Consider the following 23,978-nt stretch of genomic DNA (forward strand, 5'->3'; position numbering starts at 1 on the left):
TAGTTTAGTGATGTTTATTAAATTATACGAAAGGACCTTATTTTTTTAAGTATTTCAATGTAAAATTACATATAAACACAAAGTATTTTGGCGAGATTCTTGAGGAAACAGGATAAGTTGAAGACTACAGGCTGAAGCTGTTCATTAAGAAAGCGAGCCAACAATACGAAGTATTATAAATAAAGAAGCCAGTAAATGAATTTATAAAAAACTCATTTACTGGCTATTTTGCTAGGAATTACATTCTATCTCATTTTAGTCAAATGATTAGCGAATACCTTTCATTGCTTTAGAAATCTTAGGAATAAACGCTAATATAATTAAAGTAATCACGGTTGCAACAACACCTAAGAAGATAAAGTAATTGGTTTGACCAAGTGGTTTAATTAATTTAACTAATGTCCCGTTAATGGCCTGAGCTGAAGCGTTAGTTAATAACCAAAGACTCATCATTTGTGCGTTAAACGCCTTAGGTGCTAATTTAACTGCTGCACTACTACCAGTTGGAGAGAGACAAAGCTCACCAATAACACAGATAACGTAGGAAAGAATAACCCAGTTAACTGAGAATTGTGTATCCCCGTAGATATGACCGATTGCTCCCATAAGTATGTAAGATGCGCCTGCTAAAATAGTACCAATTGCAAACTTAATAGGTAGGCTAGGTTGTTTTTTTCCTAGCTTTTGCCATAAAAGAGTAACCACGGGTGCAAATAATAAAATAAATAATGGGTTAATAGTTTGGAAAATAGCTTCACCAAAATGTGTTTTCCAACCAAATAAATTTAATTTCATATCAGAGTTTTCAATACCATAGATATTTAATACATTAGATCCCTGTTCTTGAATTGACCAAAATAACATACCTAAAATGAATAATGGAATAAATGCTTTTACTCTTGATCTTTCAGTATCAGTAACTTCTTTACTTCTAATCATTGTTGTAAAGTAAATGATTGGTAAAGCAATACCTAAAATTAAAACAGTATTACTGATTAGATTAAATGATAGCGTATGTGTAAAGTAAGCAATCATAAGGATTAATACTATTGCTATAACAACGATTCCGATGATTGTTCCGTACTTTTTCTTTTCAGAAGAAGATAATGGGTTCGTCGGTTTCATACCGATACTACCTAAAGTTTTACGGTTGAATAATAAGTACCAAACTAATCCAAGAGCCATTCCTATTGCTGCAATCAAGAAGCCACCATGGAAATTTCTAATATCGATATAGTGTTGTAAAATAATTGGTGAAACGAGTGCACCCATATTCACTGACATATAGAAGATAACAAATCCAGCATCCATACGTACGTCGTTTTCGGGATAGAGTCTACCAACAATATTTGAAATGTTTGGTTTCATTAAACCTGATCCTACAATAATAAAGAACATAGAAGTGAATAAACCAACCATTGCAAAAGGAAGGCTTAAACATATGTGACCTATAATAATTAATATAGCTCCGATTAGTGTGGCACCTCGGGTACCTGTAATTCTATCAGCTATCCAGCCACCTGGAATTGAAGACATATAAATTAATGATCCATATACAGACATGATAGACATGGCTGTTGTTTTGTCCATTCCAAGTCCGTTTTCCTGGAGTGCAAAATACATATAAAAAATAAGCATTGCTCTCATTCCGTAATAGCTGAATCTCTCCCAAAATTCTACGAAAAAGAGAACGCCTAATCCTTTTGGATGTCCGAAGAATCCATGTTGCGGTATTTCTTGAATTGCTTGTTCATGGGACTTATTTGAAGTCATAAATCATCCCAACCTTTCTTGCCCAAATCACCTTATTAAATTGTTTTAAGGTGATTTTACTATTGTGATAAAAAAATTTCAATAATTTTCAAAAAATTTAAAAAAGAAAATTCTATCAATTGATATAATTTGTAACATTTAATCCGATGATATAATTTCAATAATTTTATTACTATATTTATTCAATGACGCGCTATATATAAAATACGCTTTAATGCAGTAAAGTGCAACAAAAATCTCTACCATCAAATATAACAGTAGAGATTTTTATAAAATACATATTAACGATTATCTATTTTTTCTGGATACATATCATGATTCATTAATCGATGTTCAGCCATTTTTTCATATTTTGTATTAGGACGACCATAATTCGTGTAAGGATCTATGGAAATGCCACCTCTTGGAGTAAATTTACCCCAAACTTCAATATAATGTGGGTCCATTAAATTAATTAAATCATTCATAATAATATTCATACAATCTTCGTGAAAATCTCCGTGGTTTCTAAAACTAAATAAATATAACTTTAATGATTTAGATTCCACCATCTTGATATTAGGGATATACGAAATATAAATTGTCGCAAAATCTGGTTGACCCGTAATAGGGCATAGTGATGTGAATTCTGGACAATTAAACTTAACAAAATAATCACGACCTTGATGCTTATTATCAAAAGTTTCTAAAACTTCCGGTCTATAATCAAATTCATAAGTGTTATTTTGATTGCCTAATAAAGTAATATCTTTTAATTCATCTTTTTGACGTCCTTGTGTCAATTTTCTAGCTCCTTTAATTATTTTGATTTATAGTTGTTTCACGTCTTGCTTTATCAAACATATAGTAACTTGCTCCGATAATGACAATATATCCTACTGTTGCAAGCATATCAGGTGATTCTCCAAACAGAATAAATCCAAATAATGCAGTAAATATTATAGACGCATATGTGAAGATGGAGATATCTTTTGCTGGAGCAAAACTATAAGCTAATGTTATACCAATTTGTCCTACAGCTGCTGATAATCCAGCGCCGAGTAAGAAAAGAATTTGAATTGTTGTCATAGGTGTATAAGTAAATATTGAAAAAGGTATAAGCACTACAACTGAGAATAATGAAAAATAAAACACTATCGTATAAGGTTTTTCACGAGTGCTGAGTGCTCTAACACATGTATAGGCAGATGCTGCAAAAATACCTGATAGTAATCCTGCTATTGAAGGAATAACTGATGATGAAAATTCTGGTTTAACTATTAAAAGCATCCCTAATATAGCAATAATCATCGCCGTAATTTGATATTTTCGTACCTTTTCATGTAAAAAAATTAAACTAAGAACAATTGTCCAAAAAGGATTTAATTTCATTAATGTATCAGCATCGCTTAATACCATGTGATCAATTGCGTAGATATTAAGTAAGACACCGATTAACCCAAGTGTTGAACGTGAGATGAGTAGAGGTTGACTACTTAATTTCCCAAACATAGGTTGTCTATACTTATAAATAAAAAATAATGGTATAAACATGGCTACAAAATTTCTAGCTAGAGATTTTTGAAAGACTGGTAAATCACCGGCCAGTCTAAAAAAGACTGACATAAAACTAAAACCCACAGCTGAAATCAATATAGCAATAATACCTTTAACTTTCGGATTCAATATCATCGCCTCAATATTATATGATTAACGACATTATATTAGCATATAAACTCTAACTATGCATAAGTTCTTGAAAATTCAATGGAAACGAGCTATAATAAAAATCGAACAAACGTTCGTTTTCGAAGTTGTTATAACTGTTGTGCAATTTAATAAAAAGCTAGAATCATGTTTTAAAAAATGTAATTTATATCTGTTATTGTAGAAATTTACGTAACTATTCATTTAACTCTATATGTCTAATTTCAATAGAAAAGCAAGTAAAGACACTCAAAAAAATTTTTTTATTTTAAAATAATGACACTAAACTCGTAGTGATGCACTTTCCAAATGATAGGTTGTTACTGCCACTAATTTTTAACTTTCATTAGTGATATGAGTTATGTATAATGAAACACAGAATATAGTATTAAATCAGAAGCACAAACACTATATATAGTGTTTGACTGAAAATCTAACGTTGTAGCATTTAATCATTTTAATGCAATTTGACACTACTTTTATCTCGGGAATATTGCAATTATAGTAAAATCCTACTAAAAAGATAATTTATCATGTAGTGTAAATTTAAGTTTTAACCACTATATATTGTGGTTATTTATATATTTTAAAGGCTATTTACAGATTGAAAAAATTTTACGTAAAAGTAACTATTTTCAACTGTTTTTATAAGTAGATGATTTAAATTATATTAAAGATATTTAATCATTTCTAATCTACTTTTAGCAGAATCAATGGTTGACGAAAGAAGGTGATCCAATGAAAGTAGTATATTATTCATTTTCTGGTAATGTTAGACGATTTATTAGTCGTGCTGGTATTAAAGATACATTTGAAATTACTCAAGATAATTGTAACGAATCAGTTAATGAACCCTACATTTTAGTTACTGGCACTATTGGATTTGGAGAGGTGCCGCAGCCGGTTCAATCTTTTTTAAATGTAAATCATACTCAGTTACAAGCTGTTGCTGCGAGTGGAAATCGAAATTGGGGACAAAATTTCGCTAAAGCCGGCCATACAATTTCTGAGGAATATAAAGTTCCATTAATGATGAAGTTTGAAGTACAAGGGACAAATAAAGACATTATTGAATTTAAGGATAAGGTGGGCAATTTCAATGAAAACCATGGAAGAAAAGAAATACAATCATATTGAATTAAATAATGAAGTGACCAAGAGAAAAGACAATGGTTTCTTTAATTTAGAGAAAGATCAAGAAGCATTGAAGGTGTATCTTGAAGAAATCCATGATAAAATGATTTCCTTTGATGATGAAATCGAAAGACTTCATTATCTTGTTGACAATAATTTTTATTTTAATGTTTTCGAAAAATATAGTGAAGCAGAATTAAGTGAAATTACTGAATACGCAAAATCAATTCACTTCCAATTTGCTAGTTATATGTCGGCAAGTAAGTTTTATAAAGATTATGCTTTAAAAACGAATGATAAAACTAAGTTTCTTGAGGATTATAATCAGCACGTCGCAATCGTTGCACTTTATTTAGCGAACGGTAATGTTAAACAAGCTAAACAATTTATTTCTGCAATGGTGGAACAACGCTATCAACCGGCGACACCAACATTCTTGAATGCAGGTAGAGCAAGACGTGGAGAACTTGTTTCATGTTTCTTATTAGAAGTAGACGATAGCTTAAATTCTATTAATTTCATTGACTCAACTGCAAAACAACTTAGTAAAATTGGTGGTGGTGTGGCCATTAATTTATCTAAACTTCGTGCACGTGGAGAAGCAATTAAAGGAATTAAAGGTGTAGCTAAAGGTGTTTTACCTGTTGCTAAGGCACTTGAAGGTGGATTTAGTTATGCAGATCAATTAGGACAACGTCCTGGCGCTGGGGCAGTGTACTTAAATATTTTCCATTACGATGTTGAAGAGTTTTTAGATACTAAGAAAGTGAATGCTGATGAAGATTTACGTTTATCTACTATTTCGACTGGTCTTATTGTGCCTTCTAAATTCTTTGATTTGGCAAAAGAGGGTAAAGATTTCTATATGTTTGCACCTCATACAGTTAAACAAGAATACGGTGTGACTTTAGATGATATTGATTTAGAAAAATATTACGATGATATGGTTGCAAACCCTAATATCGAGAAAAAGAAAAAAGACGCGCGTGAAATGTTAAATATGATTGCTCAAACACAATTACAATCTGGTTATCCATATCTTATGTTTAAAGATAATGCAAACAAAGTACATGCAAATTCAAATATTGGGCAAATTAAAATGAGTAATTTATGTACTGAAATTTTCCAATTACAAGAGACATCAGTAATCAACGACTATGGAACTGAAGATGAAATTAAAAGAGATATTTCATGTAACTTAGGTTCGTTGAATATCGTGAATGTTATGGAATCAGGTAAATTTAGAGATTCTGTGTTCACAGGTATGGATGCTCTTACAGTTGTAAGTGATGAAGCAAATATTCAAAATGCACCAGGTGTAAAAAAAGCGAATAGTGAACTACATTCTGTTGGACTAGGAGTAATGAACTTACATGGTTATTTAGCTAAAAATAAAATTGGCTATGAATCTGAAGAAGCAAAAGACTTTGCTAATATATTCTTTATGATTATGAACTATTATTCCATCGAACGTTCAATGGAAATTGCAAAAGAGCGTGGAGAAAAGTATCAAGATTTTGAGCAATCAGACTATGCAAATGGTAAATATTTTGAATTTTATACATCTCAAGAATTTGAACCGAAATTTGAAAAGGTTCGCCAACTTTTTGATGGTATCGATATACCTACTTCAAATGATTGGAAAGAATTGCAAAATAAAGTAGAACAATATGGACTTTATCACGCTTATAGATTAGCTATTGCTCCGACTCAAAGTATTTCTTATGTTCAAAATGCGACAAGTTCTGTTATGCCTATTGTTGATCAAATTGAACGTCGTACGTATGGAAATGCAGAAACATTTTATCCAATGCCATTTTTATCACCAGAAACAATGTGGTATTACAAATCAGCATTTAATACTGACCAAATGAAACTTATTGATTTAGTAGCAACAATTCAAACTCACGTCGACCAAGGTATTTCAACGATACTTTACGTTAATTCAGAAATTTCAACACGTGAGCTTTCAAGATTATATGTCTATGCACACCATAAAGGGCTTAAATCCTTATACTATACACGTAATAAATTATTAAGTGTGGAAGAATGTACAAGTTGTGCAATTTAATTAATTAAGTTGTAAATATTTTAGGGTAGAGTGATGAATCGATGTATTTCTTTAAATTATAGATTTACATTGGTTCAAAACTCTTTATTTTATACATAAATACGACAGGAGGATTTTAATGAAGGCGGTAAATTGGAACACCCAAGAAGATATGACTAATATGTTCTGGCGTCAAAATATCTCACAAATGTGGGTGGAAACAGAATTTAAAGTATCAAAAGATATAGCAAGTTGGAAAACATTAACAGATTCAGAGAAAAATACTTTTAAAAAAGCGCTTGCAGGTTTAACAGGTTTAGATACACATCAAGCTGATGATGGTATGCCGTTAATCATGCTTCATACTACTGATTTAAGAAAGAAAGCTGTTTATTCATTTATGGCTATGATGGAACAAATCCATGCGAAAAGTTATTCTCATATCTTCACTACTTTATTACCATCTAGCGAAACCAATTATTTATTGGATACTTGGGTTATTGAGGAGCCACATTTAAAATATAAATCAGATAAAATTGTAGAAAATTACCACAAACTTTGGGGTAAAGAAGCATCGATTTATGATCAATATATTGCTCGTGTTTCTAGTGTGTTCTTAGAAACATTTCTATTCTATTCTGGCTTCTATTATCCATTATATCTCGCAGGACAAGGAAAAATGACTACGTCAGGTGAAATTATACGTAAGATACTTTTAGATGAATCTATACATGGCGTGTTCACAGGTTTAGATGCACAAAGTCTGCGTAATGAGTTATCTGAAAGTGAGAAACAAAAAGCTGATCAAGAAATGTATAAATTATTAAATGAACTTTATGATAATGAAGTTTCATATACACATTTATTATATGATGATATTGGCCTTGCTGAAGATGTATTAAATTATGTACGATATAATGGAAATAAAGCATTATCGAATTTAGGTTTTGAACCATATTTCGAAGAAAGAGAGTTTAATCCTATTATTGAAAATGCCCTAGATACATCTACAAAGAACCACGATTTCTTCTCTGTTAAAGGTGATGGCTATACATTGGCTTTAAATGTTGAGCCTCTTCGTGATGAAGACTTTGTTTTTGATAATTAGTATAGTACTTTTAAAGAGATTCCTATTAAAATTAGTAGGAATCTCTTTTTTTATGAAAGTTGGTATTATAAATTTTCTGATGAATTATTACTGCTGGATAAAACATTTATAAAATTTCTAAAAAATATGAAAAACTATTGAAAAAAGAAAATAGAGTCTATAATATTGATGTTAATGATAATCATTATCATTACTTTCGTATATTGACCTTATACATCTTTAATATTTAGCAAGGAGAATAACTAATGAAATTTATTTTTAAAGGTTATACCTTATTTATTTTATTAGTGATTTTAACTATTGTCTCTTTATTTATAGGGGTGAGTCAACTCTCTCTAATAGATATTTTCCATTTAAGTGATGAACAAATGAACATTTTGTTTTCGAGTCGAATTCCCAGAACAGTTAGCATTCTACTTTCAGGTAGTTCACTAGCTTTATCAGGATTAATTATGCAACAGATGATGCAAAATAAATTTGTAAGCCCAACGACTGCTGGCACTATGGAGTGGGCAAAATTAGGTATTTTATTGTCATTGTTGTTCTTTCCTAATGGTCACATTTTAATCAAATTATTATTTGCTGTTGTCCTAAGTATTGTTGGAACGTTTCTATTTGTCCAATTAATTAATCTTATCCGTGCGAAAGATGTAATCTTTGTTCCACTTTTAGGCATTATGATTGGTGGCATTTTATCTAGTTTTACTACATTTGTAGCGTTGAGAACCAACGCTTTACAAAGTATTGGGAACTGGTTAACTGGTAACTTTGCAGTTATAACGAGTGGTCGTTTTGAGGTGTTGTATCTTACAATACCATTACTTATTTTGGCATTTGTATTTGCAAATCATTTTACTATTGCAGGTATGGGAAAAGACTTTAGTCATAATTTAGGTGTAAGTTATGAAAAAATCATTAAAATAGCATTATTCATAACAGCAACGCTAACAGCATTAGTTGTTGTTACTGTTGGAACATTACCATTTTTAGGTTTAATCGTACCGAATATCATATCTATCTATAGAGGCGATCATTTGAAAAATGCATTACCACATACACTTATGCTCGGTGCAATTTTTGTTTTAATTGCTGATATTATTGGTAGAATAATTGTTTACCCTTACGAAATTAATATTGGATTGACGATAGGTGTATTTGGCACAATTATTTTCCTAATCTTGCTGATGAAAGGTAGGAAAAATTATGCAAATGAGCACTAGTAAAAAAATAAGTATACTGGTCGTTATGGCAATTTGTATGTCAATTTTTTATTTATTGGTAGGTTTAGATTTTGATATATTTGAATATCAATTCCAAAGCCGTTTCAAAAAATTTATTCTTATATTATTAGTAGGAGCAGCGATAGGAACGTCTGTAGTTATTTTCCAATCTATTACTACGAATAGATTGTTAACTCCTTCTATTATGGGACTTGATTCTGTGTATTTATTTGTCAAAGTCTTACCTATTTTTATTTTAGGTGAACAAGCAACCGTGGTTACAAATATCTATCTTAATTTTTTAATCACTTTGATTGCAATGGTGCTTTTTTCATTGCTGCTATTTCAAGTTATATTTAAACTAGGTCACTTTTCAGTCTACTTCATATTACTAGTTGGTGTAATATTAGGAACTTTCTTCCGTAGTATTACAAGTTTTCTCCAACTTATAATGAATCCTGAATCTTTTTTAGCAGTTCAAAATGTTATGTTTGCTAGCTTTGAAGCATCAAATTCTAAATTAGTAACTGTTTCAGGCATATTATTAGTTATCTTAATAATTGTTACAATAATACTTCGACCATATTTAGATGTTCTTTTGTTAGGTAGAGCACAAGCAATTAATCTAGGTGTTTCTTATGAAAATATGACGCGTATGTTTCTTATTTTGGTTGCTCTACTCGTCTCGATATCTACTGCATTAATAGGTCCTGTAACATTTCTTGGCTTATTAACTGTCAACTTAGCACACGAATTTATGAAGACCTATGAACACAAATTTATTTTACCGGCAACAATATTATTCAGCTGGATTAGTTTATTTATAGCGCAATGGATAGTTGAAAATCTATTCGAAGCAACAACTGAATTCAGTTTGATAGTAGATTTAGTTGGTGGAAGTTACTTCATATATTTGCTTGTCAAAAGGAGAAATGCAAATTGATTCAAATTCGAAATTTAGATAAAACGATAGACAATAAACCTATTTTAAAAGATATTAGCGTAGATATTAAAAAGGGAAAATTGACTTCACTCATAGGGCCTAACGGTGCTGGTAAGAGTACATTATTATCTGCTATCAGTCGCTTATTTAGTTATGAGAATGGTTCAATTTTGATTGAAGACAAAGAAATTTCAGAATATAAAACTGACGATTTAGCTAAAAAATTAAGTATTTTAAAACAATCTAATCACACTGATATGAACATAACTATCGAGCAACTAGTTAAATTTGGTCGTTTTCCATATTCAAAAGGTCGAATGAAGCAAGAAGACTATGACAAAGTGGAATATGCTCTCGACTTATTACAGCTTAATGAAATTAAACATCGTAATATTAAAACACTATCTGGAGGTCAGCGACAACGTGCATATATTGCTATGACTATAGCACAAGATACTGATTATATATTATTAGACGAGCCTTTAAATAATTTAGATATGAAACATTCAGTACAGATTATGCAAACGTTACGAGATTTATGTCGTCAGTTAAATAAAACAATCATTATCGTATTACATGATATCAACTTTGCTTCTTGTTATTCAGACGACATCATTGCGCTTAAACAAGGTGAGCTAGTTAAAGCTGATGATAAAGATAATGTTATTCAGTCTGACATTTTAAAAAGTTTATATGAAATGGAAGTACGTATAGAAGAGATAAAGGGACAACGTATTTGTCTATATTATGATGAAACTACTTTTGACTCAGTTTAATAATTAAAATTGAGACTCATAGTAAAAGAGGTTATCCATACGAAAAAGAAATTATAAATTTGATTAGGGAGTTGCACATATGAAAAAAACAGTCTTATTTTTATTATTGTCTCTAGTTTTAGTTTTAACGGCTTGTAATAATAGTTCGAATAATAATTCAACTTCGAAAAAAAATAATAGTGATTCTAAAGAAACTGTAACAATCAAGAATAGTTTTGAAACAAGTGGTAAAGAAAATAATGGCAGTGATAAGAAAAAAATCTCTAATACTGTCAAGGTACCAAAGAATCCTAAAAATGCCGTTGTGTTAGATTATGGGGCACTTGATGTGTTGAAAGAATTAGGTGTGGCTGATAAAGTAAAAGGCTTACCTAAAGGTGAAAATAACCAATCTTTACCTAATTTTTTAGATGAATTTAAAGATGATAAGTATATTAATACTGGAAATTTAAAAGAAGTGAATTTTGATAAAGTTGCATCAGCTAAACCAGATGTGATTTTTATTTCAGGAAGAACAGCTAATCAGAAAAATTTAGATGAATTTAAAAAAGCTGCACCAAAAGCTAAAGTCGTATATGTAGGTACAAGTGATGACAACTTAATTAAAGATATGAAAAGAAATACAGAAAATTTAGGGAAAATCTACGATAAAGAAGATAAAGCTAAAAAAATTAATAAAGATTTAGATAGAAAAATATCTGATATGAAAGATAAAACTAAAGACTTTAATAAGAAAGTAATGTATTTATTGGTTAACGAAGGTGAACTATCAACGTTTGGACCAGGAGGAAGATTTGGTGGTTTAGTGTTTGATACATTAGGATTTAAACCTGCAGACAAAAAGGTTAGCAAAAGCCCACATGGTCAAAATATAAATAATGAATATATTAACAAACAGAATCCAGATGTTATTTTAGCTATGGATCGTGGTTCAGTTGTAGGTGGTAAAGCAACAACAAATCAAGTTTTAAAAAACAAAGTTATAAAAAATGTAAAAGCAGTAAAAAGTAATCATATTTACGAATTAGATCCAAAACTATGGTATTTCTCTTCAGAATCTTCAACGACAACTATCAAACAAATTGATGAATTAAATGAAGTAGTAGAGAAAGTTGAAAAATAATCTTATAATAAGAGAAAAAACAACCAAGGTATAAGAAGAAAACTTTAAATACATGAATAGAATGTTGATATAAGAAGAGCTCCTAAAACGAATTTTTAAATAAAATTCACTTTAGGAGCTCAAATATTTCAAAAACTTTGTAACAAGTTATTTATACTTCAAAATATAAATGATAATGAAATTTACAACGACTGTTAAAATGCGCTTTACAACGAGGACACATTTCTACCATCATATAGTCACGGATACGCATCTCATGTTTACAAACACCACACATAATAGCTTTTTCATCAAACTCATTTTCAGCCCATCTTTCAATTGTATGAGATACGTGTTCATTATGACATTTATAACACGGATAATATTTGTTGCAACATTTAAATTTAATGGCAATAACATCTAAAGATGAGTAATAATGTGTACATCGTGTTTCATTATCTATGAGTGATCCATAAACCTTTGCCAATGATGTGCCCTCCTTAAAGAATTAATCTGTAGGATGTTCACCTATAATACGTACCTCAGTATTCAATTCAACATCAAATTTTTCTTTAACTGTTTTTTGTACGTGATGTATAAGTGCTTCATAATCAGTTGCTGTTCCGTTGTCTACATTAACCATAAATCCAGCATGCTTAGTTGAAACTTCAACGCCACCAATTCGATAGCCCTGTAAATTTGAATCTTGAATGAGTTTACCTGCAAAATGACCCGGTGGTCTTTGGAAGACACTTCCGCAAGAAGGGAATTCAAGTGGTTGTTTAGATTCACGTCTTTCAGTAAGATCATCCATTTTAGCCTGAATTTCATCTAATTTACCTGGTTCTAAGGTGAAAGCAGCCTCTAATACAACTAAATGTTTTTGTTGTACCACACTATTTCTATAGTCTAATTCCAGTTCAGCTGTAGTGAGCTTTAATAAATCACCTTTTTCATTGACACATAATGCATAGTCAATACAGTCTTTAACTTCTCCACCATAAGCACCAGCATTCATGAATACAGCGCCACCAATTGACCCAGGGATACCGCATGCAAATTCTAAACCGGTTAATACATGGTCACGTGCAACATTTGAAACGTCAATAATTGCTGCGCCACTACCTGCTATAATTGCATCATCAGAGGTTTCAATATGATTGAGAGATAGTAAGCTGAGTACGATTCCTCGAATTCCACCTTCTCGAATGATGATGTTCGACCCATTTCCTAGATAAGTTACCGGTATACTGTTCTCATGGGCAAACTTTACGATGGCTTGGACTTCTTCATTTTTGGTAGGGGATAAATAAAAATCTGCCTTTCCTCCTGTTTCTGTATATGTATAACGCTTGAGAGGTTCATCCACTTTAATAATATCTTTAGGAAGAATTGACTCTAGTCCGCGTAAGATGTCATTTTTATTCAATGTTTTGAACATCCTTTCTCATCTTCTTAATATCAACATTATTATATCAATTATAAAAGTTATTTGCGAAATTTGGATATATGAATTGATTATAAATATAAAATGGTTATGTCGTACTTTATGAGTATTTACGATAACAAATTAGATTCCTTATACAATTTCTCAAACAAATTTTGTTTTTGAGACTCATATTCACGTATCTTTTTAGCATGTTGCACAATTTCATTTTTCTTACTTGCAAACCATTCTGCTATTGCTTTATCGTTATGTAATAAATGATTGACTGTTTGATATTGTTTAAAAAGAGGAGTTTTCATTTGAATAATATGTAATCTTACTTCTTGTTTTAATTCACTTAAATTATTAAAACGTGCCATGACAACTTTCTTCTTGTAAGAATGGTGCAAACGATAAAATCCAGCATAATTTAAGCGCTTTTCATCTAGTGAAGTAATATCGTGCAAGTTATTTACACCAACAAGTATATCTAAAATGGGTTCAGTTTGATAATTAAAATGACAGGTACCACCGATATGCTGAGTGTATTTAATAGGAGAATCTAAAATTGTAAACAATACGTCTTTCACTTTGTTATATTCATATGTAAATTGTTTCATAGATTCTTTTTTAATAAAAGGTTGAACATTAGCGTACATGAAATACTCCTCATTTATAAAAATAATATATACAATAAAGTCTGACATACTATAACACAATTCATTTTCATAATAAATACGTTTATGTATAATGTTTAGTGATAAGGAGTGCAAATATGAAAAAACTACTATTTATCATAACAGTTATCATTTTAACCATAGTTGTATCTGCTTGTGGAAATGAATCAAAAAGAGATATTAAACAATTTGAAAGTCAATATAAAGAAATTCATCAAAAACAACACAGTGTAGAAAAAGTTATGGATAAAATACCATTAAAAGAGTTAGATAATTTAAGTAAAACTGATACCACTGATAAAAATAAAAAAGAATTTCGTGCACTTCAGCAGGATATTAATAACTATTTGATACCTGAGTTTAAAAAATATAAAAATTCCACTCAACATTTAACAGCAGATACTAATGAAGTTAAGCACTTGAAAGAGGATTATCTAAAAACTGTTGAAAATAAAGAGAAATCTATATATGATTTAAAAGAATTTGTAGATTTATGTAATCGCTCAATTAAAGATAATGAAGATATTTTGGATTATACTAAATTATTCGAGAAAAATAGAACTGAAGTGGAGTCTGACATTAATAAAGCACAAAATAAAGAAGATGCAAGTCAACTTAAATCAAAATTAGAAGAAAATAATCAACAATTAAAAGATACTGCTAAAAAATATTTAAATTCTTCAAATAATGACTCTGACTCAGCGAAAGAAGCAATCAAAGATCATATTTCACCACTTATTGACAAACAAATTACGGATATTAATAAAACAAATATTTCTGATAATCATGTTGATAATGCTAGAAAAAATGCAATTGAGATGTATTATAGTTTGCAAAATTATTATGATACGAGAGTAGATACGATTAAAACTAGCGAAAAATTAGCTCAAATTGATGTTGATCGATTGCCAAAAGAGGGAAAAGATATATCAGAAATGGATAAATCGTTCAAAAGAGAATTTAAAAAAATAAAAGAAAGTATAAATTAAATGCTATCTGAATTTAAAAAATTGAAAATTTATGGTTAACATTACATAGCAGAGTGTGTATAATTGTACCCATTGATAAGATTTTAGGGATAAAAATTTCACGCATATGCTTAGTATGAAGTGATAAATATTTTTAGAGGTGAATAGAATGGCTATTAAGCTGAGTTCAATTGACCAGTTTGAACAAGTATTAGAAGAAAATAAATATGTTTTTGTATTAAAACACAGTGAAACTTGTCCAATTTCTGCAAATGCGTATGATCAATTTAATAAGTTTTTATATGAAAGAGACATAGATGGTTATTATCTAATCGTTCAACAAGAGCGTAAACTATCTGATTATATCGCAGAGAAAACAAACGTAAAACACGAATCACCACAAGCTTTTTATTTTGTAGATGGTGAAATGAAGTGGAATGCAGATCACGATGATATTAACGTTTCTCAACTTGCTCAAGCTGAGGAATAATTAGAAAAGAATGAAATGATGAAGCAGCTTGCCTCAAATGTCAATGTTAGACAGATACAGGCAAGCTATTCTTATGTTATGAAAATTTTAAAATAGTTATGTATAATGTGATAATAAGTATAATTAATGGACATAATAAAGAACATGCAGAAGATATGTTATTCCTTTAATGTCAAATCATTGTTACTTAGATTTATAGATTATTCTCATACATCCTTTAGTATGTTTAAAATAATTTTTGGAAAAGAGAAAAATAAGGTGGTTAAGACAATGAAAGTTTTAGTAGCCATGGACGAATTTAATGAAATTATTTCTAGTTACCAAGCTAATAGATATGTTGAAGAAGCGGTAGCAAGTCAAATTGAAGATGCAGATATCGTTCAAGTTCCACTATTTAACGGTCGTCACGAATTATTAGATTCAGTCTTTCTTTGGCAATCAGGAAATAAATATCGTGTGAGTGCGCATGATGCTGACATGAAAGAAACCGAAGCAATATATGGACAAACGGATAGTGGTATGACTATTATCGAAGGGCACTTATTTTTAAATGGCAAAAAACCTATTCAACATCGATCAAGTTACGGTTTGGGAGAGGTTATAAAAGCAGCATTGGACAATCATACAGAACATCTTGTTATCTCTTTAGGTGGAATAGGAAGTTTTGATGGCGGTGCAGGCATGTTGCAAGCATTGGGTGCAAGATTTTATGATGATGAAGCACAAATTGTCGATATGAGGAAAGGTGCAGATTTAATAAAATATATTAGACGTATTGATTTATCAGGTGTTCATCCACAATTAGCGAAGGTAAACATTCAATTAATGTCAGATTTCTCAAGTCGGTTGTATGGGAAAAAAAGTGAAATCATGCAAACATACGAATCATTAGATTTGTCTCAAAATGAAGCAGCCGAGATAGATAATTTAATTTGGTATTTTAGTGAATTATTTAAGAATGAATTGAAAATAGCAATGGGACCAATCGAGCGCGGTGGTGCTGGAGGTGGTATAGCAGCTGTATTAAATAGTCTCTATCAAGCTGAGATTTTAACAAGCCATGAATTAGTGAATCAAATCACACATTTAGAAAACTTAATTCAACAGGCAGATCTTATTATTTTCGGAGAAGGTTTGAAAGAAGAAGATCAAATTCTAGAGACTACAACAATACGTATAGCAGAACTTACCCAACAATACAACAAGCCAGCTATTGCAATTTGTGCTACAAATGATAAATTTGATTTGTTTGAATCGTTGAATGTTACAGCAATGTTTAATACATTTATTGATATGCCTGATTCATATACAGATTTTAAGATGGGTATTCAAATCAGACATTACACAGTACAAGCACTAAAATTATTGAAAACGCAAATAAACTTACCGCTTTCATCCTAATATTAGAAAAAGTTTTTATACACATTTAATTTAAAAGCCATTGACAGTAAAAGTAGTTTTAGAGCTACATACTGACAATGGCTTTCTATGTTATTTATAAGATTGATGGCTGTTTGCTACTTCTTGAGCAATACCAACGACAACATGAACAGCTTTTTCCATTACATCGATAGAAGCGTATTCAAAAGGACCGTGGAAATTGCCACACCCCGTAAAAATATTAGGTGTAGGTAACCCCATAAAAGATAATTGTGATCCATCTGTACCACCTCGAATAGGTTCAGTGTTCGGTACGATGTCTAAAGCGTCAAAGACACGTTTAGGTATATCTATGATGTGTTTCAAAGGTTTAATTTTTTCTGCCATGTTAAAATATTGGTCATGTACATCTACTTTAATTGGAAAATGATTATAATGAACATTAATATCATCACGAATTTCCATCATGCGTTTTTTACGTAGCTCAAACTGCTCTTTATCATGGTCGCGAATAATATATTGTAGAGTTGCTTTTTCAACATTACCTGTAAAATTCATTAAATGATAGAATCCTTCATATCCTTCAGTTCTTTCAGGTACTTCATGTGAAGGAAGTAAACTATTAAACTGTTGACCTAAACTAATTGCATTAACCATGGCATTTTTAGCTGAACCTGGATGAACGTTAACACCGTGACAAGTGACAGTTACTTCTGCTGCATTGAAACTTTCGAATTGTAGTTCTCCTAATTGACTGCCATCCATTGTATATGCAAAATCTGCATTAAATCGACTAACATCAAATTGATGTGGGCCTCGTCCAATTTCTTCATCAGGTGTAAAGCCTACTCGAATTGTACCGTGTTTAATTTCAGGATGATCAATTAAATACTTTATCCCTTCCATTATTTCCACAACACCTGCTTTATCATCGGCGCCTAGTAGAGATGTACCATCTGTCACCATTAGTGTATGCCCCACAACTTTATTTAATTCAGGAAAAACATCAGGATTTAAGATACGCTGAGATTCACCAAGTTTGATAGGTTGCCCATTATAGGCTTCAATGATATGCGGATTTACATGAGAAGCATTGAAATCTGGTGAAGTATCTACATGTGCTAAAAAACCGACAGTAGGTACATTATAATTAATATTGCTTTCGAGTGTAGCAAATAAGTAACCATGTTCATCCATGTCTGTTTTAAGGCCTAATGATTGAAGCTCTTCTTCTAATAGATTTAATAAATCCCACTGTTTATTCGTAGATGGCGTAGTCTTGGAATCAGGATTAGATTGTGTATCAATTTTTACATATCTCATTAATCTTTCGATAATTTGTTTCTTCATACGAGTTCATCCCCTTAGATTTATACTCTATTATTCATATTATAGGATTTTTTATAAGTTTTACCCTTGATTTTACCATAAGATTGCTTGATGCGTGAATAAATGTAATAGACGATTTCAGATACAAGTATACCGAATGCAATTGCACCAGAAATGAGTGTTACCTCTAAAAAAGTATTAACTGCATTCGTATAATCATTTGATACTAAAAATCTTGTAGCTTCATATGCTGCGCCACCTGGAACGAGAGGTATAATGCCGGGGACGATAAATATAATAACAGGTTGCTTGTACCGTCTACTCATTGTATGACTCATTAATCCTAATATTAGACTTCCTAAAAATGAAGCGCCAACTTTACCTAAATCCATACCTACTGTCATCTGATATATTGTCCAAGCAACAGCTCCAACAAATCCACAAGCTAACAGCAATTTTTTAGGTGCATTAAATATAATTGAAAAAAGAACTGTGGCAATGAAACTAATGATAAAGTGAAACAGATAAATAAACATAACTAACAGCCTTTCTTATAATAATAGTAATACAATAGCTACGCCTGCACCAATAGCAAATGCAGTTAAAGCAGCTTCAACACCACGTGACATACCAGCAAGTAACTCTCCGGCAAGTAAGTCACGAATAGCGTTAGTAATCAAAATACCAGGAACGAGAGGCATGACACTTGCAATAGTAATAATGTCTTGATTTTTAGCTATACCTAGTTTAGTGAATATTGCTGCAATGCTAATAACAACAGCAGATGCCACAAACTCTGAAAAGAATTTAATTTGTATATACTTTTGCACGAAACTAAACGTTAAAAATGCTATGCCACCCGCTAGACATGCAATCCAAGCGTCGGAAGCTACGCCACCAAACATGAATAAGAAAAAACCACAAGCTACAAAGGCAGCAATGAGATTTGTTAAGAAAGAAAACTGAAGAGACGCACGTTTAAGTTGCAGTAACTCGTTTTTTGCTTCGTCAATTGTAAGTTGCTTACTCGAAATTTTACGAGATAGGCTATTGGTTAAAGCAATTTTCTCAAGGTCGGTTGTACGCTCGCGAATACGAATCAATCTCGTACTAGTACGATCATTTAATGAGAAAATAATTGCAGTTGATGTCACAAAACTGTATGTATCATGTAAACCATAACTATGGGCAATACGATTCATTGTATCCTCAATTCGATATGTTTCAGCGCCTGCTTCAAGTAAGATTCGCCCAGCAATTAAGACTACATCAATCACTTTATTTTCATCAATGATAGTGATTGAATCTGACATATCTCATCACCTCCGAAGCTATTTAATATTTTTATGAACAATTGAAGTTTACAACTTGAAGACTTAAGTTTCAATAGAGAGCTTGATTTTAATAACATTTTCAATACTAATTAAAAATAGTAAAAAAATGCTATGCATAACTGTATACGCTTTAATGATTTTTTTACGTAGCAGTTAACATAGCATTTAGATTGATTATAATTTGACAATAGGATTAAACATGACTTTATTTCTTCCTTCACTTTTAGCCACATGTACCATATCATCAGCATCTTTAAATACTTTACGTTGAGATTTACGATCATCTTGAGTTAAGTATCCAACACCAATTGAAACTGATAGCTTGATTACTTCTTTGTTTGGTAGGTGGAAAGAAGATTTTTCAACACCGCTTCGAATATTTTCTGCTAATTTCACGCTTTGATCTAGTGTGTAATCTCTGATTACAACAGAAAATTCTTCGCCACCGTTTCTAAAGATTTTGAACTGGTTTGGAACATAGTTTTTTAATAGTTGAGACATTTGTTTGAGAACAGCATCTCCTGATTGGTGTGAATAATGATCGTTTACATCTTTAAAGCCATCGATATCAATGAGAAGTAAGGCTAAACTTTGTTTCTTTTCTTCAGCTTTACTTGAGATCTCATTTAAGTGTCTATCAAATTCTTTTACATTACCTAGACCTGTAAGATAATCGTATTTATCTTCATTTTCATAACGATTGACTAAAGAGAAAAAGTGCCATATATCAACGAATGTTATTGCTGAAGCAATTGTAATAATAAATGAAATAGGGATAAGCACTAAAATCTCTACGAGTTCATAAATAGGACTTAATAATGCTAAAAATAACAAAATGACAATGCTAATCAAATTTAAAATAAGTAAAGAAATGATATCGTTTTGCTTTAAAAATGGTCCAACTGCACTGACAATACCTGCAATAACGATTAATGTAATACCATAAATAATTGAGTTTCCAAAGATAAATACATCGACTAAAGATACGATAAAAGCAGCCGTGAGTGTATATATCATGTTGGTATAACGTCCTAAAAACAAAAGAGGTACAAATGTTAAATGAACGAGGTATTCGTTCTGAAACGGGATAGGGTATGCCGCTAAAAGTAAAGAAACGAATGTCATTAGTACTGTTACATATTCTTTAGAAAAAATCATTCTTTTATTTTCAGAATATTGTAACCTATGAAATAAATATATTCCTGCCACCATGACAGATATGTTATATATGATAGCTTCAAACATTTCCATACCGACTCCTTTTTTAACCATTAGCTATTGTAAGTGAAAACTTACAATTTGTCATCATCTAGCAACAGAAATTACACACAAACAATGGTATTTAATGTTAAAATAAGCACTTAAATGGTATGATTAAAAAAATGTATAGACAATACAAAGATAATGTAAAGGTTAATCTTTGTAATTTAGACAATAGCTATGTAACATGGATATTTATGATTTTAGTTCAATGAAAACGACATTTATGGTTGATAAATATTTGCGCATATAAATATTGCATTAAAAATGATAGATAACAAATTTTACATAGCGTGAGGTACAACTTATTCAATGAAGGTGAACTGATGTATACACTATTACTTATAGCTTTTACTATGATAGTCAGTTTAATAATTACACCCATTATTATTGTAATATCAAAAAAATTAGATTTAGTAGATCGTCCTAATTTCAGAAAAGTACATACGAAACCTATCTCAGTGATGGGAGGAACGGTCATTTTATTTTCTTTCTTAATAGGGATTTGGCTCGGACACCCTATTGAACGTGAGGTTAAACCGCTTATATTAGGTGCAATTACAATGTATATGGTTGGATTGATTGATGATATTTACGATCTAAGACCTTATTTAAAGTTAGCAGGTCAAATTGTTGCAGCTTTAATTGTTACGTTTTATGGAATTACAATTGACTTTATTTCATTGCCAATTGGACCAACGATTCATTTTGGCATATTTAGTATTCCTATTACAGTAATATGGATTGTAGCAATTACCAATGCTATTAATCTTATCGACGGACTTGATGGACTTGCCTCAGGCGTCTCAGCATTGGCATTAATGACTATTGGATTCATCGCTATTTTACAAGCGAACATATTTATTATCATGATTTGTTGTGTACTTTTAGGGTCTTTACTTGGTTTCTTGTTTTATAACTTTCACCCAGCGAAAATTTTCCTAGGTGATAGTGGCGCATTAATGATAGGATTTATTATCGGTTTCTTATCATTACTCGGCTTTAAAAACATCACATTTATTGCTTTATTCTTTCCTATTGTTATATTAGCAGTGCCATTTATTGATACATTGTTTGCAATGATTCGTCGAATGAAAAAAGGACAACATATAATGCAAGCAGACAAGTCACATTTACATCATAAATTACTTGCTTTAGGATATACCCATAGACAAACCGTTTTACTTATTTATTCAATAGCGATTATGTTTAGTTTATCTAGTGTTATCCTCTATTTGTCCCAACCTTTGGGTGCACTTATGATGTTCATTCTCATTGTCTTTACGATTGAGTTGATCGTTGAATTTACTGGATTAATAGATGATAATTATCGACCAATATTAAATTTAATTACAAAAAAAGGGAATGGCAAGCCACATCATTATGATGAACATCATCGTTCATAATAAAAAACACTATGTAGGTCATAAGCACGCGTTGCTTTAACTTACATAGTGTTTTTTATTTAATTGGTTTCAATATCAAAAGGTAATAGTTTAATGTCTTCTTGTTTCAAATCATAATTTCCGGAAGTAATTCGATTTAAAAAGTCTATAAAAGTATCATATTCATTTTTTACTACGTCAATTTGATAACTTACTTTATCGGTATAAAATTGTTCTCTTAATAAGAATGTGGTAGAGGCAAGTTCATATTCAAATTTTCCTGTCTGATCATAATCTAACGTAACGGTTACTGGAATAGCTTCTCTTAATTCGACTCTACCCATATCATATATCACGTCACGCACGGCGCCACTATATGCCCTAATAAGACCGCCTGCACCTAATTTGATACCACCGAAGTAGCGTGTCACGACGACGCAAACATTGTGTATCTCTAATTTTTTCAGTATCTCAAGCATTGGGATGCCGGCTGTTCCACTTGGTTCGCCATCGTCGTTTGCTTTTTGAATATTCATCTCCGGTCCGACAGTATAGGCTGAGCAATTATGAGTTGCATCTTTATGCTTTATTTTAATTTCATCTATAAAAGCTTTTGCTTCATTTTCAGTCGAAACAGGCTTAATATATGCTATAAAGCGTGATTTACTTATCACATTTTCAATTGAATGTGCTTGTTTAATAGTAATTATGGATTTATCCATCTTATTTTTGCCACCTACAATTCAGTTTTCTAACAATATTATACACGTAACAAGATAGGTTCTAAATTATTACGATGATATTTTCTTTTTTAAAAAATTATTGTATCATAACTATGAGTATAATTGAGGAGGATAAGTATTAAGATGAAGATTGCAGTTATGACCGATTCTACAAGTTATTTACCACAACATATAATAGATCAATATAACATACCAGTCGCTTCACTAAGTGTAACTTTCGATGATGGAGTGAATTTCACTGAGAGTGATGATTTTTCTGTAGATGATTTTTATAAAAAAATGGCTTCATCTAAAACTATACCAACAACAAGCCAACCTGCTATTGGCGATTGGATTGAGAATTTTGAAAGATTAAGAGAACAAGGATACACTGATGTCATCGTGATTAACTTATCAAGTGGTATAAGCGGAAGCTATCCTTCAGCAACACAAGCTGGTGAAATGGTTGAAGATATTCAAGTACATACGTTTGATAGCCGTCTTGCTGCGATGATTGAAGGTAGCTTTGCAATTTACGCTGCTCAATTGGTACAAAAGGGATATAAACCTGATGATATTATTAATGAACTAACTGAAATAAGACAACATATTGGTGCATACTTAATTGTTGATGATTTAAAAAATTTACAAAAAAGTGGTCGTATCACTGGAGCTCAAGCTTGGGTAGGTACATTGTTGAAAATGAAACCTGTCTTGCATTTTGAAGAAGATGGTAAAATACATCCACACGAAAAAGTACGTACAAAAAAACGTGCGCTAAAATCTTTAGAAACAAACATTTTTAAAGAAATAGAAGGCTTGGAAGATGTGACTGTATTTGTAATAAACGGTGATAAAACAGAAGATGGAAAGTCATTTCTTCAGCAATTAAAGGAAGATCATCCTAATGTTCATATTCAGTATTGTGAATTTGGACCAGTGATAGCATCACATTTAGGATCAGGCGGTTTAGGATTGGGTTACTTTCCAAGAAGAATAGACATTAATTAATATATAATCAAAAGTCTGAAAGCTTGATAGGAAAGAACACAGTGGTAATATCATTAGATATCACTTGTGTTCGCTTATTTGAGTATTTCAGACTTTTTTGAAAGTAGTGAAATAAAATTAAATATTACGGCAGACTGATTTCTCCAACGCATCAACTTGAAGATGAATTAGCATCTCAAGTTTCAAAAGGTGTTATAAAAGACA

23 protein-coding genes and 1 pseudogene are annotated in these 23,978 nt (G+C 31.1%); 13 read left to right on the forward strand and 11 right to left on the reverse strand.

The window, feature by feature from the left end:
* Nucleotides 1–267 precede the first annotated feature (267 nt).
* The 3 genes from HMPREF3058_RS07290 to HMPREF3058_RS07300 form a co-directional block, all read right to left on the reverse strand.
* Complete coding sequence (locus tag HMPREF3058_RS07290; protein ID WP_002491237.1) at nt 268–1,773, reverse strand: peptide MFS transporter; 1,506 nt, start codon at nt 1,771–1,773, stop codon at nt 268–270.
* Nucleotides 1,774–2,054: 281 nt separating this feature from the next.
* Entirely contained in the window at nt 2,055–2,555 is a 501-nt protein-coding gene (gene queF, locus HMPREF3058_RS07295) for a preQ(1) synthase (RefSeq protein WP_002468857.1), read from the reverse strand.
* A gap of 13 nt (nt 2,556–2,568) precedes the next feature.
* Nucleotides 2,569–3,444, reverse strand: coding sequence for a DMT family transporter (locus HMPREF3058_RS07300; protein ID WP_002473943.1), 876 nt, complete (start codon nt 3,442–3,444; stop codon nt 2,569–2,571).
* Nucleotides 3,445–4,197: 753 nt separating this feature from the next.
* On the opposite strand from HMPREF3058_RS07300, the gene nrdI reads away from it, so the two are divergent.
* From nrdI to HMPREF3058_RS07335, 8 genes and pseudogenes are all read left to right on the forward strand, one after another.
* Complete coding sequence (gene nrdI, locus HMPREF3058_RS07305) at nt 4,198–4,596, forward strand: class Ib ribonucleoside-diphosphate reductase assembly flavoprotein NrdI (RefSeq protein WP_001829589.1); 399 nt, start codon at nt 4,198–4,200, stop codon at nt 4,594–4,596.
* Nucleotides 4,559–6,664 (forward strand): class 1b ribonucleoside-diphosphate reductase subunit alpha, encoded by a 2,106-nt coding sequence (nrdE, locus tag HMPREF3058_RS07310; protein ID WP_002457603.1) that lies wholly within the window; start codon nt 4,559–4,561, stop codon nt 6,662–6,664. Before nrdI ends, nrdE begins: the two co-directional genes overlap by 38 nt.
* 118 nt (nt 6,665–6,782) lie before the next feature.
* On the forward strand, nt 6,783–7,751 hold the full coding sequence (gene nrdF / locus HMPREF3058_RS07315; RefSeq protein WP_001829597.1) for a class 1b ribonucleoside-diphosphate reductase subunit beta: 969 nt from the start codon (nt 6,783–6,785) through the stop codon (nt 7,749–7,751).
* A pseudogene (locus HMPREF3058_RS11870) lies at nt 7,726–7,981 on the forward strand (hypothetical protein). The gene nrdF and the pseudogene HMPREF3058_RS11870 overlap by 26 nt, the downstream one beginning before the upstream one ends.
* Before the next feature lie 15 nt (nt 7,982–7,996).
* The gene (locus tag HMPREF3058_RS07320; protein WP_002491228.1) at nt 7,997–8,971 is read left to right on the forward strand and encodes an ABC transporter permease; all 975 of its coding nucleotides are present in this window, start codon (nt 7,997–7,999) and stop codon (nt 8,969–8,971) included.
* A complete protein-coding gene (locus HMPREF3058_RS07325) occupies nt 8,955–9,914 on the forward strand; it encodes an iron chelate uptake ABC transporter family permease subunit (protein ID WP_002491218.1) in 960 nt (319 codons plus the stop codon). Before HMPREF3058_RS07320 ends, HMPREF3058_RS07325 begins: the two co-directional genes overlap by 17 nt.
* On the forward strand, nt 9,911–10,690 hold the full coding sequence (locus HMPREF3058_RS07330; protein ID WP_002491215.1) for an iron ABC transporter ATP-binding protein: 780 nt from the start codon (nt 9,911–9,913) through the stop codon (nt 10,688–10,690). The genes HMPREF3058_RS07325 and HMPREF3058_RS07330 overlap by 4 nt, the downstream gene beginning before the upstream one ends.
* 79 nt (nt 10,691–10,769) lie before the next feature.
* On the forward strand, nt 10,770–11,813 hold the full coding sequence (locus tag HMPREF3058_RS07335) for a ferrated catecholamine ABC transporter substrate-binding lipoprotein SstD (RefSeq protein ID WP_002491213.1): 1,044 nt from the start codon (nt 10,770–10,772) through the stop codon (nt 11,811–11,813).
* 151 nt (nt 11,814–11,964) lie between these two features.
* Here HMPREF3058_RS07335 and HMPREF3058_RS07340 read toward each other — a convergent pair whose 3' ends face one another.
* The 3 genes from HMPREF3058_RS07340 to HMPREF3058_RS07350 form a co-directional block, all read right to left on the reverse strand.
* Entirely contained in the window at nt 11,965–12,279 is a 315-nt protein-coding gene (locus HMPREF3058_RS07340; RefSeq protein WP_001829567.1) for a CHY zinc finger protein, read from the reverse strand.
* A 21-nt stretch (nt 12,280–12,300) separates the two neighbouring features.
* Complete coding sequence (gene murB / locus HMPREF3058_RS07345; protein WP_002445929.1) at nt 12,301–13,233, reverse strand: UDP-N-acetylmuramate dehydrogenase; 933 nt, start codon at nt 13,231–13,233, stop codon at nt 12,301–12,303.
* Nucleotides 13,234–13,349: 116 nt separating this feature from the next.
* On the reverse strand, nt 13,350–13,877 hold the full coding sequence (locus tag HMPREF3058_RS07350; protein ID WP_002457598.1) for a GrpB family protein: 528 nt from the start codon (nt 13,875–13,877) through the stop codon (nt 13,350–13,352).
* Between the two features lie 116 nt (nt 13,878–13,993).
* Here HMPREF3058_RS07350 and HMPREF3058_RS07355 point away from each other — a divergent pair, with 116 nt between their 5' ends.
* The 3 genes from HMPREF3058_RS07355 (at nt 13,994) to HMPREF3058_RS07365 (ending at nt 16,754) form a co-directional block, all read left to right on the forward strand.
* Nucleotides 13,994–14,884, forward strand: coding sequence for an EMYY motif lipoprotein (locus tag HMPREF3058_RS07355; protein ID WP_002491236.1), 891 nt, complete (start codon nt 13,994–13,996; stop codon nt 14,882–14,884).
* A gap of 148 nt (nt 14,885–15,032) precedes the next feature.
* Complete coding sequence (gene ytxJ, locus HMPREF3058_RS07360) at nt 15,033–15,353, forward strand: bacillithiol system redox-active protein YtxJ (protein ID WP_001829675.1); 321 nt, start codon at nt 15,033–15,035, stop codon at nt 15,351–15,353.
* A gap of 270 nt (nt 15,354–15,623) precedes the next feature.
* Nucleotides 15,624–16,754, forward strand: coding sequence for a glycerate kinase (locus HMPREF3058_RS07365; RefSeq protein ID WP_002457596.1), 1,131 nt, complete (start codon nt 15,624–15,626; stop codon nt 16,752–16,754).
* 90 nt (nt 16,755–16,844) lie between these two features.
* Here HMPREF3058_RS07365 and pepT read toward each other — a convergent pair whose 3' ends face one another.
* The 4 genes from pepT to HMPREF3058_RS07385 form a co-directional block, all read right to left on the reverse strand.
* Entirely contained in the window at nt 16,845–18,083 is a 1,239-nt protein-coding gene (gene pepT, locus HMPREF3058_RS07370) for a peptidase T (protein ID WP_070731240.1), read from the reverse strand.
* Between the two features lie 20 nt (nt 18,084–18,103).
* Complete coding sequence (locus HMPREF3058_RS07375; protein ID WP_001829634.1) at nt 18,104–18,598, reverse strand: threonine/serine exporter family protein; 495 nt, start codon at nt 18,596–18,598, stop codon at nt 18,104–18,106.
* Between the two features lie 15 nt (nt 18,599–18,613).
* Nucleotides 18,614–19,375 carry a threonine/serine exporter family protein gene (locus HMPREF3058_RS07380; protein ID WP_002445935.1) on the reverse strand — a complete coding sequence of 254 codons (762 nt, stop codon included), beginning with the start codon at nt 19,373–19,375 and terminating at the stop codon, nt 18,614–18,616.
* A gap of 195 nt (nt 19,376–19,570) precedes the next feature.
* Complete coding sequence (locus tag HMPREF3058_RS07385; protein WP_070731281.1) at nt 19,571–20,641, reverse strand: GGDEF domain-containing protein GdpS; 1,071 nt, start codon at nt 20,639–20,641, stop codon at nt 19,571–19,573.
* Nucleotides 20,642–20,982: 341 nt separating this feature from the next.
* Between HMPREF3058_RS07385 and HMPREF3058_RS07390 the strand changes: the two genes are divergently transcribed.
* Nucleotides 20,983–22,062: a glycosyltransferase family 4 protein gene (locus HMPREF3058_RS07390; RefSeq protein ID WP_002457593.1), complete on the forward strand. Its 1,080-nt coding sequence runs from the start codon at nt 20,983–20,985 to the stop codon at nt 22,060–22,062.
* 59 nt (nt 22,063–22,121) lie between these two features.
* On the opposite strand, the gene HMPREF3058_RS07395 is transcribed toward HMPREF3058_RS07390, so the two are convergent.
* Nucleotides 22,122–22,763, reverse strand: a complete 642-nt coding sequence (locus tag HMPREF3058_RS07395) for a YigZ family protein (RefSeq protein WP_002445938.1) — start codon at nt 22,761–22,763, stop codon at nt 22,122–22,124.
* Nucleotides 22,764–22,907: 144 nt separating this feature from the next.
* On the opposite strand from HMPREF3058_RS07395, the gene fakB1 reads away from it, so the two are divergent.
* A complete protein-coding gene (gene fakB1, locus HMPREF3058_RS07400) occupies nt 22,908–23,774 on the forward strand; it encodes a fatty acid kinase binding subunit FakB1 (RefSeq protein ID WP_002445939.1) in 867 nt (288 codons plus the stop codon).
* Nucleotides 23,775–23,978 lie beyond the last annotated feature (204 nt).

It is taken from the genome of Staphylococcus sp. HMSC068G11, assembly GCF_001815825.1.
In the GTDB taxonomy this organism is placed as follows: Bacteria; Bacillota; Bacilli; order Staphylococcales; family Staphylococcaceae; genus Staphylococcus; species Staphylococcus epidermidis.

What these genes read in the sequence shown, in the direction of transcription:
- HMPREF3058_RS07320 (WP_002491228.1), top strand. Translation starts at nt 7,997, where the DNA reads ATGAAATTTATTTTTAAAGGTTATACCTTATTTATTTTATTAGTGATT.
- HMPREF3058_RS07375 (WP_001829634.1), bottom strand. Translation starts at nt 18,598, where the DNA reads ATGTTTATTTATCTGTTTCACTTTATCATTAGTTTCATTGCCACAGTT.
- HMPREF3058_RS07355 (WP_002491236.1), top strand. Translation starts at nt 13,994, where the DNA reads ATGAAAAAACTACTATTTATCATAACAGTTATCATTTTAACCATAGTT.
- pepT (WP_070731240.1), bottom strand. Translation starts at nt 18,083, where the DNA reads ATGAAGAAACAAATTATCGAAAGATTAATGAGATATGTAAAAATTGAT.
- nrdF (WP_001829597.1), top strand. Translation starts at nt 6,783, where the DNA reads ATGAAGGCGGTAAATTGGAACACCCAAGAAGATATGACTAATATGTTC.
- HMPREF3058_RS07380 (WP_002445935.1), bottom strand. Translation starts at nt 19,375, where the DNA reads ATGTCAGATTCAATCACTATCATTGATGAAAATAAAGTGATTGATGTA.
- ytxJ (WP_001829675.1), top strand. Translation starts at nt 15,033, where the DNA reads ATGGCTATTAAGCTGAGTTCAATTGACCAGTTTGAACAAGTATTAGAA.
- HMPREF3058_RS07335 (WP_002491213.1), top strand. Translation starts at nt 10,770, where the DNA reads ATGAAAAAAACAGTCTTATTTTTATTATTGTCTCTAGTTTTAGTTTTA.
- HMPREF3058_RS07350 (WP_002457598.1), bottom strand. Translation starts at nt 13,877, where the DNA reads ATGTACGCTAATGTTCAACCTTTTATTAAAAAAGAATCTATGAAACAA.
- HMPREF3058_RS07365 (WP_002457596.1), top strand. Translation starts at nt 15,624, where the DNA reads ATGAAAGTTTTAGTAGCCATGGACGAATTTAATGAAATTATTTCTAGT.
- nrdI (WP_001829589.1), top strand. Translation starts at nt 4,198, where the DNA reads ATGAAAGTAGTATATTATTCATTTTCTGGTAATGTTAGACGATTTATT.
- nrdE (WP_002457603.1), top strand. Translation starts at nt 4,559, where the DNA reads ATGAAAACCATGGAAGAAAAGAAATACAATCATATTGAATTAAATAAT.
- murB (WP_002445929.1), bottom strand. Translation starts at nt 13,233, where the DNA reads ATGTTCAAAACATTGAATAAAAATGACATCTTACGCGGACTAGAGTCA.
- fakB1 (WP_002445939.1), top strand. Translation starts at nt 22,908, where the DNA reads ATGAAGATTGCAGTTATGACCGATTCTACAAGTTATTTACCACAACAT.
- HMPREF3058_RS07300 (WP_002473943.1), bottom strand. Translation starts at nt 3,444, where the DNA reads ATGATATTGAATCCGAAAGTTAAAGGTATTATTGCTATATTGATTTCA.
- HMPREF3058_RS07390 (WP_002457593.1), top strand. Translation starts at nt 20,983, where the DNA reads ATGTATACACTATTACTTATAGCTTTTACTATGATAGTCAGTTTAATA.
- HMPREF3058_RS07385 (WP_070731281.1), bottom strand. Translation starts at nt 20,641, where the DNA reads ATGTTTGAAGCTATCATATATAACATATCTGTCATGGTGGCAGGAATA.
- HMPREF3058_RS07290 (WP_002491237.1), bottom strand. Translation starts at nt 1,773, where the DNA reads ATGACTTCAAATAAGTCCCATGAACAAGCAATTCAAGAAATACCGCAA.
- HMPREF3058_RS07395 (WP_002445938.1), bottom strand. Translation starts at nt 22,763, where the DNA reads ATGGATAAATCCATAATTACTATTAAACAAGCACATTCAATTGAAAAT.
- HMPREF3058_RS07325 (WP_002491218.1), top strand. Translation starts at nt 8,955, where the DNA reads ATGCAAATGAGCACTAGTAAAAAAATAAGTATACTGGTCGTTATGGCA.